We start from the raw sequence: 13,233 nt of genomic DNA on the forward strand, positions 1-13,233 counted from the left end.
ACAGGCGGCGGTCCTTGTGATCGGCCGCCTGTTTTTTATCTGCATTGCTATGCCGTTACGGAAAGGGCGATTCGGGCGGCTTTGGCGTGAAGCGTATCACTATCTGGTATTCCATCTGGTGGAAAAAACACCCCGATGAGTTGATCGTCTATTGCCCTGTTTGTCGCAAAGGTGTTTCATTGCATTATAAATAAAACTGCAATCCATGCAGGAAACAGGGAGTAGACGATGGCGGGAAAGCCGGTGCTACTGATCACCCGGCGTTTGACCGATGCGGTGCAGGCGCGCGCGGCGCGTGATTATCAGGTCATTCTGAACGACGCGGATCATGTGTTTTCACGTGAGGAGCTGCTTGCGCGCTGTCAGGATGTTGACGCGGTTCTTCCCTGTCATTCCGAACATTTCAGTGCCGATGTCATTGCCGATCTTGGTGACCGGTTACGGATCATTGCCAATCATTCGGTCGGTGTTGACCATGTTGATCTGGAGGCGGCGAAAAAGGCCGGTATCGTGGTCACCAACACCCCCGATGTGCTTTCCGATGCCACGGCCGAAATCGCCATGTTGTGCATGCTGGGTGCGGCCCGGCGTGGGGCCGAGGGCGATGCGATGGTGCGGGCCGGCAAATGGGATTTCTGGTCGCCGGCCTTTATGGTCGGGCGGCAGGTAACCGGCAAGCGGTTTGGTGTTCTTGGCATGGGCCGTGTCGGGCAGGTGGCCGCCGAACGCGCACGCGGTTTTGGCATGGAAGTGCATTACCACAATCGGACCCGTTTGCCCGACCCCCTTGAAAAAGGGGCCGTTTTCCACGACACGGTCGAAGGGCTTCTGGCGGTATCGGATGTTTTGTCGCTGCATTGTCCGGCAACGCCGGACACGACCGGCATCATCAATGAGAAAACCATCGCAATGCTGCCCGATCGGGCGATCCTGATCAATACGGCGCGCGGCAATCTTGTTGACGAGGCGGCACTGGTCAAGGCGCTTCAAAGTGGCAAACTGTTTGCCGCGGGGCTGGATGTTTTCCGCAATGAACCGGGCGGAAACCCGGATCTGGCCGCTCTTAGAAACGTGTTCCTGTTACCGCATATCGGCTCCGCAACCGAAGAGACGCGTGATGCCATGGGGTTTCGGGCACTTGATAATCTTGATGCCTTCTTTTCCGGTGGGCAACCACGGGATCGCGTTGCCTGATCGCGACGCCAAAAACAAAAACATGCTGCATCCCGGAATTCATCAGGGTCCGGGAAATAACAATCGAAGAAAGTTTTCCACATGGTGGAAGGCCAAATATTCGATGTTCCTTGTATCGGGTCTGTCCCTATGTAAGGCTTAAAATCATCGCCAGTTTTCCGCCAATTAGTTGTCGGTTGCGGCGATAATTCTGGGAGGAAGTAATGAAAAAGATACCTACGCCTGAAGACGTGAAGTCCAAGCAAGTGTCCCGCCGTTCGTTCCTTACCAAGGGTGCGACCGGTGTTGTTGCCGGTGGTGCTGCTGCTTCGGGGCTGTTTGCCGCCCCGGCAGTTCATGCACAACCGGCACCTTTGGTCGTCAAAATGCAGACGTCCTGGCCGTCATCCGATATCTGGATGACGTTTGCCAAGCAATATGCCGATCGTGTCGAAGCCATGTCGGGTGGTCGCCTCAAGGTTGACCTTCTGCCGGCTGGTGCCGTTATCGGCGCGTTCCAGGTTCTCGATGGCGTCAATGACGGCGTGATCGATATCGCCCATTCCGTGCCGGTTTACTGGTACGGCAAGAACAAGGCGGCGTCGCTGTTTGGCACCGGCCCGGTGTTTGGTGGTTCTGCCACCACCATGCTGAGCTGGTTCTATGCCGGTGGCGGTGAAGAATTCTATCGCGAGCTGACCCAGGACGTTATGGGGCTTAACGTGATTGGTCTTCTTGGCTTCCCGATGCCAGCCCAGCCGTTCGGCTGGTTCAAGGGGCAGGTCAATTCTGTCGCCGATATCCAGGGCTTCAAATATCGTACCGTTGGTCTGGCGGCTGATCTTCTGCAATCGATGGGCATGTCGGTTGCACAGTTGCCGGGTGGCGAGATCGTCCCGGCGATGGAACGCGGTGTGATTGACGCGTTCGAATTCAACAACCCGTCATCGGACATGCGTTTCGGTGCGCAGGATGTGGCGAAGAACTACTATCTGTCGTCCTATCATCAGGCGTCCGAAAGCTTCGAGTTCATCTTCAACCGTGATTTCTATGAAGATCTCGAACCTGATCTACAGGCGATCCTGCGCTATGGCGTAGAGGCTGCTTCGACGTCGAACACGGCACTGGCGATGGATAATTATTCGTCCGATCTTCAGAAACTTGCGGACGAAGGCGTTACCATCCATCGTACATCGAAGGAAATTCTGGCCGCACAGCTTGAAGCTTGGGACAAACTGATCCCGCAGCTTGAAGAAGATCCGTTCATGAAAAAGGTTCTTGATAGCCAGCGTGCCTGGGTTGAGCGCGTGACCTATTATGAACTGATGAACTCGCCAGATTATCAGCTGGCCTATGATCACTACTTCCCGGGCAAACTGAAACTGTAATGAAACCGGCCGGTTTCATACGGTTTGTCTGACCCAAAGGCTGCCCCGGGGACCAGTGGTTTCCGGGGCGGTTGCGACGGTAACGGAAAAGACTTCATGATCAGTTTTATTGAATTCGCGGACAAGCTTTCGGCCTGGTTTGGCAAGGCTTTCGGGTGGCTCATCATCCTGATGACATTGGGAATGAGTTACGAAGTGATGGCGCGTTATGTTTTCAACGCACCGACGACATGGTCACTTGATGTGTCCTTCATCATGTATGGTTCGTTATTCATGATGGGCGGGGCCTATACGCTTTCACGCGGCGGCCATGTGCGGGGTGATTTCCTTTATCGTCTCTGGAAGCCAAGGACACAGGCGAGTGTCGATCTTGTGCTTTACATCTTCTTTTTCTTTCCCGGTATCACCGCCCTGATCCTGTCGGGCTGGAAATATTCGTCACGGTCGTGGGGATACGGGGAAGTCAGCGTGAACAGCCCGGCGGGTGTTCCGATTTTCCAGTTCAAGTCGATCATGGTGGCCGCAGGCATTCTTCTGTTCATTCAGGGGATCGCACAGGTCATGCGCTGCATCATGTGTATCCGTGAAGGATACTGGCGGGGTGCTGATGACGATGTCCAAGAAACCGAAGAATTGCTGATGAAGCAGCATGTCGCAAAAGACAATTAACCAAATCGAATTCCGCGATAACCGGTCCGAACGGAGCTGCAAACGTGATTGACGCACATGTCGCCCTGATGATGCTTGGCATCTTCATTATGCTTGTTTTCCTTGGCTTTCCCGTTGCGTTTACGCTGATGGCGCTGGGGATCGGTTTTGGTTACTACGCCTATTTTGACGCAGGACGCATGTGGCGTGCCTTTAACCGTCTGGCCGAGGACAGCGATAGTCTGACATCGGCGATCACCTGGGTCGAAGGGGCGGTGAATAACCGGATATTCGATCTGTTCATCAACCAGACATATACGGTGATGTCCAACGAGGTCCTGACCGCGGTTCCGCTGTTCCTGTTCATGGGCTACATCGTTGAACGCGCCAATATCGTCAACCGGTTGTTTTCGACACTTAATATTGCGGCCAAAAATGTGCCCGGTTCGTTGGGGGTTGCGGCCCTTGTGACCTGCGCGCTGTTTGCCACCGCGACCGGGATTGTCGGTGCGGTGGTGACCCTGATGGGGATGCTGGCACTGCCCGCGATGCTGAAAGCACGTTACGACAAAAGCTTTGCCACCGGCATCATCTGTGCTGGCGGGACGCTGGGTATTCTGATCCCGCCATCGATCATGCTGATTGTTTATGCCGCGGCGTCGGGGGTATCGATCGTGCGGCTTTATGCCGGTGCATTGTTGCCGGGACTGACACTTGTCGGGTTGTATCTGGTTTATGTCATGGGGCGTGCCCTGTTGCAGCCCAAAGCCGCGCCGCGTCCGACATCGGATGAAATTCCCGATGTTCCCCTGCTCAAGGTTCTCTGGTTGCTGGCGACATCGTTCTTCCCGCTGGCATTCCTTATTCTGGCGGTTCTGGGATCGATCCTGTTTGGTCTGGCAACCCCGACCGAGGCGGCATCCATCGGGGCGCTGGGCGGGATGGTTCTGGCGCTGGCGTATCGTGCGCTGACCTTTGACCGGTTGCGGGAATCTGTTTATCTGACGGTGCGGACATCGGCGATGGTGTGCTGGCTGTTTGTCGGTTCCTATACGTTCTCGTCGGTGTTCTCGTATCTGGGGGGCGAGCATGTCATTGCCGAATTCGTTGGCGGACTTGATCTGACGCCGCTTCAGTTTCTGCTGCTGGCGCAGTTGATCATCTTCCTGCTGGGCTGGCCGCTGGAATGGTCGGAGATCATCATCATCTTCGTGCCGATCTTCCTGCCGCTGCTGCCGCTGTTTGATATTGATCCGCTGTTCTTTGGCATTCTGGTTGCGCTGAACCTTCAGACATCCTTCCTGACGCCGCCAATGGCAATGTCGGCCTATTACCTCAAGGGGGTTTCGCCTCCGGGTGTTTTGCTGACGGATATTTTCAAGGGAATCATGCCATTCCTGTTCATGGTGATTGTCAGCATGGTGCTGATGTATACCTTCCCCCAGATCGTGTTCCATCTGCCTGATCTGTTCTATGGTGCACGATAGGAGGATGTGGTCATGACCCTTAATCCGTTGCTTAATCTTGATGTTGTTGAATTGCGCGACCGTCTGGCAAGTGGGGCGGTGCGCGCCGTGGAATATGCCGAAGCCTGCCTTGAGCGGATTGCGGCCCTTGAACCTGAAATTCAGGCATGGGCCTATCTGGATGGTGATTACGTGATGGCGCAGGCCCGTGCACTTGATGCGCGCCGCCAGTCTGGCATGCCCATCGGGCCGTTGCATGGGCTGCCGGTCGGGTTGAAGGATGTGATTGATACCGCCCGGATGCCGACCGAAAACGGTACCCCGCTTGATGCCGGGCGGGTGCCGACCGAGGATGCGGTGCTTGTCGAACGGCTGCGTGCGGCGGGTGCGATTATCATGGGGAAAACCGTTTCGACCGAAATGGCCTTCATGTGCCCGTCGAAAACCCGAAATCCGCACAACACATCCCATACACCGGGGGGATCATCGGCCGGATCGGCGGCGGCGGTGGCCGCGGCGATGGTGCCGCTTGCCGTGGGGACGCAAACCGGCGGGTCGGTGATCCGACCAGCATCCTTTTGCGGGGTGGTCGGGTTAAAGCCGACCTTTGGCGCGATTGCCCGCACGGGGGTTCTGACCCAGTCGCCGACACTTGATACCATTGGTGTTTTTGCCCGGTCGGTTGAAGGGGCGGCATTGATTGCCGAAATCCTGTTTGGTCATGATGCCCGTGACCCCGCGACCATGCCGCAGCCGGTGCCAAGGTTGCTTCAAACGGCCCGGACCGAGCCGCTGGTGACGCCGACACTGGCTTTTGTTCGTCCGCCGCAATTTGACACCGTGGCCGACGACGACACCGTGATGGCGTTTCGCGAATTGACCAGTATGCTTGGCGAACAGTGTTTCGAAGCCCCGTTGCCCAAGGCATTTGATGATGCGGCGGATTTGCGCGCCAAGATCAATTTTGCCGAAATGGCGAAATGTTATTACAGCTATGAAAAGCGCGGGCGCGATCAATTGTCCCCGCAGATGACAGAGGCGCTTGATGCCGGGAACAGGGTAACGGCGCGGGATTATCTTGCGGCACTTGATTGGCGCGATCTTTACAATGTTGCGCTTGATGAAGTGTTCCAGCGTTGCGATGCGATCATTACCCCGGCAGCGCCGGGACCGGCACCCGGAAACCTTGATACGACCGGGAATGCCATTTTTAACGGTCTTTGGACGTTGTGCGGCACGCCTGCGATTACGGTGCCGTTGCTTTGGGCGGAAAACGGATTGCCGATGGGCGTGCAGCTTGTCGGGCGGCGCGGCGATGATGCGCGGTTGCTTCGAACGGCGCGCTGGCTTGTTGAATTTTTGTCGAATTCGGAAAATGAAGGAGCATTGTCATGACCACGTCACGTCTTGATCAGGCAATGGCGATCCTGGCCTTTATCGTGTTTGCCGGTTTTCTTGGCATTCTGTTTGGCTATGTCACGCGCTGGGATCTTGGCATTATGGTCGGGATTACGCTGGCGCTTTGTGGCTGGGATTTCTGGCATATGGCAACAGGGCGCAAAAGCGACCATCACTGATCGCTTTTGCCAGATATCGGATATCGGATATCGATTAATTCAGGACGCGCCGGGGATTTGAAAATCCCTAGGCGCGCTTTGTTTTTGCGACACCTGCACCGTCCTGCTGTGTGCCGTCATAGCCGAAACGGGCGGCGGCAATCGCGGTGACATCGCGGATCAGATCAATTTCATCATCGCTGAATTTCGGGCGGTAATAGGTTGGGGCGTGAATGGTCGGGGCGACTTCACTGATGATCGGTTCGGCGTCGGGCAGATCAACATGGTCAAACAGGCGGCGCAACTGATTTGCCGGGTCGGCGACGAAATCCTCGTACCGGACCACCAGTGTTGCATCTTTAAGCGCCTTGTTCACGGTCATGCGGTCAGCGATGTAATGGTGCAGGTCGGTCCAGTAATGAGCCCAGCCGGCGACTTCTTCGCCGTCTTTCCAGTGTTTCATGATCTGGCGGGTGGCATGCAGATCGCCGGTATTGATCGGACGACGATCAAGGCCGAACTCGTAATGACCGACACGCTGCATATGGGCGACCGCACGCGGGTTATCCTGTTCGCCCTTGCAGAACAGGTCGTGCTGTTTGGCAAGGGATGCGATATGCCATAACGGGTCACGCACCGGCAGAACGAACCGGGCATCGGGGAAGAGCGAGAGCAGATATTCCATCCGGGTGACCAGATAGTTTGCCTTCGATATGTAACGCTTGCCGCCGCGAATATGGATCAGTTTGCGGATGTGATCGCGATAGAACTTCTCGAACGCCGGGTTGCTGATCTGACCGTCAAGGACGTTGCTTTCATTGACGTCATGCAGATGGCGGAAAAACGCCATCCAGATCATTTCCTCGAACGCTTCGGGGCTTTCGGGGGTGATGTTGATGCCGTCCGCATGGGTGCGTTCAACCGCGACTTCCTTGCCCTTGGGGGCAAGATCGACAAACTTGTTCCAAAGATAGGGCGTGAAAACCGGCGGATAATCGCGGTAACGATGGGTTGCCGCATCGGAATGGCGGGCAAGCGTTTCGAGAAGGATCGTGCTGCCGGATCGGGCGAGCCCTGCGACAAAGACCGGCTTTTCTATTTGGACATCTTCAATCGCATCACCGGCAAGTTTCGTTTCGAAATTGCCAAGTCTGATCCATTGCATCGGATGGCGGGCAATCAGGCCGCTTAGCCAGTTATCCCAGCCCGATACATGGAAGGCTGCGCCATTAGACGCAGACGCGGTGGATTTTTCGGATGTCGTTTGGCCAGTCATTCGATGCGAAATCCTTTTTTGATCGCCAGCGACCCCAATATGAGGGCAAGGAAGAAAGTCAGTTCCCAGCCACGCGCCCAGTCGGGGCCGGCGCTGATGATTTGTTGGGTTGGCAATTCGAAACGAAGCTGTGTTACCGGGCTGTCGTCGGGCAGATAGCCCGCCGGGTTGCCGATGATGAAATTCCACCACTGTTTTTGATGGATCACGGGAATGGCGGCGGCCGGTGCCACCAGATAGGTTTCGCCGTCATTGGCACCGGGCACCTGAACGACGGGGCAGGCACCGTCTTCCAATCCGGTCGGATTGATGCCGACCTGTTCGATGGTGGCATTTTCCGGCTGGGTGGTGATCGAAACCTGCTGTCCGGGGGGCGGGCAGCTATACCCATATTGCCCGTCCAGCCAGACAATCAGGGCAAGGGCCGGCAGGGATGCGACAACCGCCGGGCCGATGACAAAACCGACCAGCTTCAGGGATTGGGCCAACTGCGCCTTGGCCAGTTTCATGCCTTCGGCAAAGTCTTCGCCGTCGTCTTCGGCCATGGCCTGACGGGCTTCTTTCAGCCGTTCCTTGATCGCCTTGATGCGGGTTTGCGGTGACAGCCATTTATAGAGCAGCATCGATATCACGGCACAGATCAACGCCCAGATCAGGACGCGACCAAACGGCCCAAGGGCATCTGCCATCAGGGTATCAAATGCACCAAAGGCGGGGGCGGGCCAATCGAGTATTCCCATGCTTTATCGTTCCTGCTGATCGTCTGCGGCTTAGACTTTTGGCTGTTCGGATGGTGCCGAATGCGTGGTGCTGGCGGTGTTTTGCTGCGCACGTTTGCGGTTGCGCATCATCTTGCGGATCGGCCACAGCAGGACAAAGCCGACCGCGACAAACACGGCGGCCAGAACGGCCCACAAGGCCGACAGCAAGCTAAGCCCGGCACCCGGCCCGACATAGGCCTGTGCGGGCAGGGCGGTCAGAAGGGTGGTAGCCGCAAGGGTCGCGGTGCCGATGGAAAGCAGTTTCATGTTCTGTTTCATTGGATGTCTCCATTCGTGGAGGTCGGGGTGAAGTCGGTGTCGCGATAAAGGGCCGCGCGTTCGTCGCTGATGCGCTCGGCCTGCGACACAACGGGGATCAGTTTTTGGCCGGGGTTATCGGGATCATCGCGGCGGATCGGATTGTGGTATTCCCAGACGATCTCGCCCTCCGGGGTGACTTCGAGCAGTCGTCCGCCGCTTGATTCGGTAATCAGGGTATTGCCATTGGCAAGGCGTTGCTGATCAGCGCGGATGTTGCTGTCGAATTTCTGTTCGGCTGTGCCCTTGTATTCCCAGGTGATGCCGTTGGTTTCGGGATCGATTTGCAGGATGCGCGATTGTCCGGCTTCCGGATCGGCAAGCTGGCCCTGATTGTCAAACAGCAGGATATCGCCATTGGGCAGGACATCCGGGTCATGTTGGCCCAGCCACGGGCCGCGTGTGGCCCAGACGATTTTTTCCGCATCCATATCAAGCACGGCAATGATGCCAAGGTCGCGGAAGGACAGAACAACATCGCCCGCCTTGCCCTGAGCAAAGTTTTGCGCGGTTTCTTCGGTAATCAACTGGATGGTGTTGGTGTGCAGCACGTCCTCGTTCGAGAAATAGGGCGTGAAATCGACCATGTTGGCAAAGCTTGAATTGATCAGCGCATCAAGGATCGAGACACGTTTGATTTCCTTGCCTTCGGGTGACAGGATCACCGCGAAATCATCAAGTCGCGGCGGGGTCAGCTGTTTGCGGTTGGCATATGTGTTAAAGCGGAATTCCTGTGTCAGGGCATAAATCCGGCCATCGGGCGCAATCGAAAAATCGTGATGCGCGGTCCCCAGATATTTCCAGACCGGTTTGGAATTGCGGTCGATCTTGGCCATGCCATAGCCATAGGGCGTATCGCCCGCCGCGGTATATTGCACGATCAGGTCACCATCCGGTGCCATTTTGGCCGTGTGCCAATGCATGAAATCGTCTTTTTGCGGGTTGGGGATCGGCGATGTTTCATCGTGGATTTCGCTAAACGGCATGCGCCATTCATGGACGATGTTGCCATCCATATCGATCAGCACCGCATGCGGCCCGTCACCCGACGAATACAGGGTCAGGCCTTTCTGGGTCTTGTCCGTTTTATTGATCGTCACACCGGTTTCTTCGGTCCGTGCTGGTGCCCAGAAATCAAGCCGTTCGACGCTGCTGTATTTGGTGCGCTGTTCCCATAATGCCGTGCCCGCGCGCCAGGCATTTTTCATCGACTGATAGGGCGGGACTTCGGCCAGGATGACAAACGCACCGATGCCAAAGCTGATGGCGGCGATGCCGGTCATGAAAGCAGCAAAAAAGATTTTATCGCCGCGGTTGTTTTCCGCAGATTCACTGGTTTTTTCAGGTGCAGGCACGCAACAATCTCCTTGTCATCTGACAAAAATGTTACGTGTGCCTGTGGGCAAATTTGCGGCCAATATCAAGGGGATTGGGGCGGTTTGGCCGCTTTTCGCCTTTGTTTCGCCCAAGAGTTTAATTGCAGGTAGGGATGTTTTCGGGCGGTTTGTTCGTTTGATTACTGCCGGTATTCGACCCCGTCCATGACCAGAAGATTACCGTCAAAACGGCATGGTACGGTGCCTGATGGCACACTCATGCGTTGCAGGACCTGCCCGGTTGCCGCATCGCTATAGGTGCCGTTGCCATAGGTGACCGAAATGCTGTCGGGCGTGGTGACATAGGTGAAACCGATCTCGAACCGGTATTTCTGGGCACTGCCATAGGTGTACGTGATGAAATTACCACTCCCCTGTCCGGGGGAGTCGAGTTGAAGGGTGGAATTGCCGGTATTGTCACGGAATGTGCCGCTGGCATTGCGGCAGCCGCCTTGGGCTGCGACCTGCTGTTGGGTGGCTTCGGTTGCGGCTTTTTGTGCGGCGGCTTCGGCGGCTTTTGCGGCAAGTTGGCGATCACGTTCGATCAGGGCGGCCAGTTCATCCGGCCCCGAAAGCTTTTTGCCGCCATAATAATAGCATTCGCCGACCGCGACCGTTTCACCGCCACAGACGAATTCGCCGGTCTGGTTTGGGAATGCCAATCCTTCGGGCAGTTCCATCCAGCCGCCTTCCCACCAGGTCAGGCGCCCCTGACCAGAAGGCTTGCGTTCGCGCACCGGCCCCTGCCAGACATTGCCGTCCGCCATGCGCAATTCACCTTCAAGCGGGTCAAACACGCGATAGGTGCCGGTAAAGCTTGTGCCATCGGGCCATTTTGTCGTGCTGCCCGGTTCGATCTGGCGGCTGTCGCTTAGATAGTCGCCGTCCACCACGCGGCCATCGGCATATTCGATGTCGCCAGTGATTTTTTCGCCGGTAATGTCGGCATTGTCGATTTCGGCAAAGGGCTGCCCGTTGCGGGTGATTTCGACCGTGCCGGTGCCGACCGGATTGCCGTTATTTTGCGGGCCGGTATATTCCGCCTGGTATCCGTTATCGGTAAAAAGGGTTTCCGGGCCATAGGTGATGCTGATCGGTATGCGCCATATCGTGGTGTCGATATTCGGATCAATCCGGGCAGGGTCGGGTTCGCGGCTGATTTTGACGTCTTCGGAAAACAGACCGTAATCGGCATAAACCACCGTCACTTCGCCGGGGAGCACATCGACCCAGCTTTCCGATTTCAGTTCACCCAGTCGATAGACCCTGACCTGATAGCTGTCGGGCCACAGGGTGTATTCCTTCATCTGTCCGGCGGAAAGCTGTTCGGTGGTGAAGGGCTTGAACCCCTTGTTGCGCGCCGCCTTTACGATCTGCATCTGCCAGCCGTAATAGGCCCCGTTGCCCGACGGGTTGATCCGAAAGGCGATGCTGCCGGGATCGGAAACATTGGCCGGGGCAAGGGGTGTTTGCGACGGGACGGGCGAGGGGGCCGGGGCGGATGGGGATGGGGTGACCGTCTGGCAGGCGGCAAGGCCGATAGCCAAAATGCCGACGGTCATGGTCCTGATCATCGTAACGCCCGGTTTCATCACCCATCCCCCATAGGCCATCTGATAAAACCGATTTCGCCACAAGTTTGGCAGGTTGGGAAGCGTTTAAATTCAGGGGACAGGGTGTTTCGCCCGTCAATGTTGGGTATTGGGTGTTAGGTGTTATTTTCGTCCCCCGGAATCGAGAAGGGCGTCAATCGGCGGGACCGGTGTTACCTTGACCTTTTTGGTGACGATATAGGTGAAATAACGGTCAATGCCGATCCCCGCGATCAGAAGCCCGTCGATCAGACGCTGATAGGCATCGACATCGCGGCAGAGCACCTTGAGCATGTAATCCACCCCGCCGCCAAGCGCGTAGCATTCGACGATTTCCGGGATATCCTGAACCGCCTTTTCGAAAATCGCGAAATCCTCGTGCTGGTGATGGCGCAATGTCACCTCGGTCATCACAAGGGTCGGCTTGACCAGCATTTCCAGATTGATATGGGCGTGATAGCCCGAAATCACGCCAAGGTCTTCGAGGCGTTTGAGCCGTTCCCAGCACGGGCTTGGCGAGAGGTTCACCGCCTCGGCCAGTTTGACCTTGGTGATGCGCCCCTCGCGTTGCAGCGTGAGCAGGATTTTCAGATCCTGATCATCCAGCCTGATCATTTCCCGACCACCTCGGCAATGACAGCAAGACAATCCCCGGTCTTGATCAGGCCGGGGAAATGGCGACAGGCGACGATGCCGTCGCGCGGTGCCTTGTATTCGGTTGGCACCCCGCCGGTCCGGTTGGCATCGTAAACGCGCGCAATCAGATCACCGCGCAGCACCGTTTCACCCAGATCGACGCAGGGTTCAAACAGGCCGCCTGAAACCGACGCGACAAAGCAATTGCCGTCCGGCATATCAAGCATGACGCTGCCCTCGTCGGGGACGTCCGGTTCACCGGTCAGAATACCGGCATGGATCAGAAGGTTGCGCACCCCGCGATCCGCAATCGCCACCCGTTCGGCGGTGGTCGAGCCGCCGCCGCCCAGTTCGGTGGTGACGAATGTTTTGCCGGCTTCCTCGACCACGGTGTCAAACATGCCGACCGAATCAAGTTCGAGCATCATCATCGAATAGGGGGCAGCAAAGGCCTTCATGGCGGCAATGCAGCGGGCTTCCTGTTCCTTGTCTTCAAGGACGTGGACGGCAGCAAAGGGAATGAAGTCCAGCGTCTTGCCGCCGGAATGCAGATCAAGGACGATGTCGGCTTCGGGCACCAGATGGCGCAGAACGTAATCGGCGATTTTCTGTGTCACCGTGCCGTCGGCCTTGCCGGGGAAGCTGCGGTTAAGGTTGCCCTTGTCAATCGGCGATGTCCGCGATGCATTGAGGAATGCCGGGAAGTTCATGGCGGGCAGGATGATGACGCGCCCATGGATTTCGGCGGGCGAGAGTTTGCCGGCCAGTTTGAACAGCGATACCAGTCCTTCGTATTCGTCACCGTGATTGCCGCCGGTCAGAAGGGCGGTCGGTCCATCGCCGTTGCGAATGACCGTAATCGGGATCATCACAGCCCCCCACGCGGAATCGTCACGCGAATAGGGCAGTTTTAAAAAGCCGTGATGAACGCCATCCTGATCAAACGGGATGGTTGGCGTAATCGGGGATTTCTTTGTCATGGCCGTTTCCTTGCATAATGCAGGATACCGCGACCGTCGGTATCCTGCGTGGCAGTCTTGCAC

At 56.7% G+C, this 13,233-nt stretch carries 13 protein-coding genes; 6 read left to right on the forward strand and 7 right to left on the reverse strand.

What is annotated here, in order from left to right:
• Positions 1-228 precede the first annotated feature (228 nt).
• From IT971_RS02270 to IT971_RS02295, 6 genes are all read left to right on the forward strand, one after another.
• Positions 229-1,194, forward strand: a complete 966-nt coding sequence (locus IT971_RS02270) for a D-glycerate dehydrogenase (RefSeq protein ID WP_063093089.1) — start codon at positions 229-231, stop codon at positions 1,192-1,194.
• A 203-nt stretch (positions 1,195-1,397) separates the two neighbouring features.
• On the forward strand, positions 1,398-2,561 hold the full coding sequence (locus IT971_RS02275; protein ID WP_051682137.1) for a TRAP transporter substrate-binding protein: 1,164 nt from the start codon (positions 1,398-1,400) through the stop codon (positions 2,559-2,561).
• Between the two features lie 96 nt (positions 2,562-2,657).
• Positions 2,658-3,230, forward strand: a complete 573-nt coding sequence (locus IT971_RS02280; protein ID WP_007088957.1) for a TRAP transporter small permease subunit — start codon at positions 2,658-2,660, stop codon at positions 3,228-3,230.
• Positions 3,231-3,274: 44 nt separating this feature from the next.
• Positions 3,275-4,696: a TRAP transporter large permease subunit gene (locus IT971_RS02285; protein WP_007088956.1), complete on the forward strand. Its 1,422-nt coding sequence runs from the start codon at positions 3,275-3,277 to the stop codon at positions 4,694-4,696.
• 12 nt (positions 4,697-4,708) lie between these two features.
• Positions 4,709-6,070, forward strand: a complete 1,362-nt coding sequence (locus IT971_RS02290) for an amidase (RefSeq protein ID WP_063093088.1) — start codon at positions 4,709-4,711, stop codon at positions 6,068-6,070.
• Positions 6,067-6,252, forward strand: a complete 186-nt coding sequence (locus IT971_RS02295) for a hypothetical protein (protein ID WP_037988206.1) — start codon at positions 6,067-6,069, stop codon at positions 6,250-6,252. Before IT971_RS02290 ends, IT971_RS02295 begins: the two co-directional genes overlap by 4 nt.
• Positions 6,253-6,319: 67 nt before the next feature.
• Here IT971_RS02295 and IT971_RS02300 read toward each other — a convergent pair whose 3' ends face one another.
• The 7 genes from IT971_RS02300 to doeB form a co-directional block, all read right to left on the reverse strand.
• The gene (locus tag IT971_RS02300) at positions 6,320-7,507 is read right to left on the reverse strand and encodes a sulfotransferase (protein ID WP_063093087.1); all 1,188 of its coding nucleotides are present in this window, start codon (positions 7,505-7,507) and stop codon (positions 6,320-6,322) included.
• Entirely contained in the window at positions 7,504-8,247 is a 744-nt protein-coding gene (locus IT971_RS02305) for a hypothetical protein (RefSeq protein ID WP_063093086.1), read from the reverse strand. Before IT971_RS02305 ends, IT971_RS02300 begins: the two co-directional genes overlap by 4 nt.
• A 30-nt stretch (positions 8,248-8,277) precedes the next feature.
• Positions 8,278-8,547 (reverse strand): hypothetical protein, encoded by a 270-nt coding sequence (locus IT971_RS02310; RefSeq protein WP_063093085.1) that lies wholly within the window; start codon positions 8,545-8,547, stop codon positions 8,278-8,280.
• Positions 8,544-9,941 carry an arylsulfotransferase family protein gene (locus tag IT971_RS02315; RefSeq protein WP_063093084.1) on the reverse strand — a complete coding sequence of 466 codons (1,398 nt, stop codon included), beginning with the start codon at positions 9,939-9,941 and terminating at the stop codon, positions 8,544-8,546. The genes IT971_RS02310 and IT971_RS02315 overlap by 4 nt, the downstream gene beginning before the upstream one ends.
• Positions 9,942-10,102: 161 nt before the next feature.
• Positions 10,103-11,554 carry a hypothetical protein gene (locus tag IT971_RS02320; protein ID WP_063114482.1) on the reverse strand — a complete coding sequence of 484 codons (1,452 nt, stop codon included), beginning with the start codon at positions 11,552-11,554 and terminating at the stop codon, positions 10,103-10,105.
• Positions 11,555-11,677: 123 nt separating this feature from the next.
• Positions 11,678-12,169, reverse strand: coding sequence for an Lrp/AsnC family transcriptional regulator (locus tag IT971_RS02325; protein WP_063093082.1), 492 nt, complete (start codon positions 12,167-12,169; stop codon positions 11,678-11,680).
• Complete coding sequence (gene doeB, locus IT971_RS02330; RefSeq protein ID WP_063093081.1) at positions 12,166-13,170, reverse strand: N(2)-acetyl-L-2,4-diaminobutanoate deacetylase DoeB; 1,005 nt, start codon at positions 13,168-13,170, stop codon at positions 12,166-12,168. The genes IT971_RS02325 and doeB overlap by 4 nt, the downstream gene beginning before the upstream one ends.
• Positions 13,171-13,233 lie beyond the last annotated feature (63 nt).

It is taken from the genome of Thalassospira sp. B30-1, assembly GCF_015767575.1.
GTDB classification, from domain to species: domain Bacteria; phylum Pseudomonadota; class Alphaproteobacteria; order Rhodospirillales; family Thalassospiraceae; genus Thalassospira; species Thalassospira xiamenensis.

Bases quoted from the DNA above. Each gene is read 5' to 3' on its own strand.
- IT971_RS02295 (WP_037988206.1), top strand. From the start codon at position 6,067: ATGACCACGTCACGTCTTGATCAGGCAATGGCGATCCTGGCCTTTATC.
- IT971_RS02325 (WP_063093082.1), bottom strand. From the start codon at position 12,169: ATGATCAGGCTGGATGATCAGGATCTGAAAATCCTGCTCACGCTGCAA.
- IT971_RS02300 (WP_063093087.1), bottom strand. From the start codon at position 7,507: ATGACTGGCCAAACGACATCCGAAAAATCCACCGCGTCTGCGTCTAAT.
- IT971_RS02320 (WP_063114482.1), bottom strand. From the start codon at position 11,554: ATGAAACCGGGCGTTACGATGATCAGGACCATGACCGTCGGCATTTTG.
- IT971_RS02310 (WP_063093085.1), bottom strand. From the start codon at position 8,547: ATGAAACAGAACATGAAACTGCTTTCCATCGGCACCGCGACCCTTGCG.
- IT971_RS02280 (WP_007088957.1), top strand. From the start codon at position 2,658: ATGATCAGTTTTATTGAATTCGCGGACAAGCTTTCGGCCTGGTTTGGC.
- IT971_RS02290 (WP_063093088.1), top strand. From the start codon at position 4,709: ATGACCCTTAATCCGTTGCTTAATCTTGATGTTGTTGAATTGCGCGAC.
- IT971_RS02305 (WP_063093086.1), bottom strand. From the start codon at position 8,247: ATGGGAATACTCGATTGGCCCGCCCCCGCCTTTGGTGCATTTGATACC.
- IT971_RS02270 (WP_063093089.1), top strand. From the start codon at position 229: ATGGCGGGAAAGCCGGTGCTACTGATCACCCGGCGTTTGACCGATGCG.
- IT971_RS02275 (WP_051682137.1), top strand. From the start codon at position 1,398: ATGAAAAAGATACCTACGCCTGAAGACGTGAAGTCCAAGCAAGTGTCC.
- doeB (WP_063093081.1), bottom strand. From the start codon at position 13,170: ATGACAAAGAAATCCCCGATTACGCCAACCATCCCGTTTGATCAGGAT.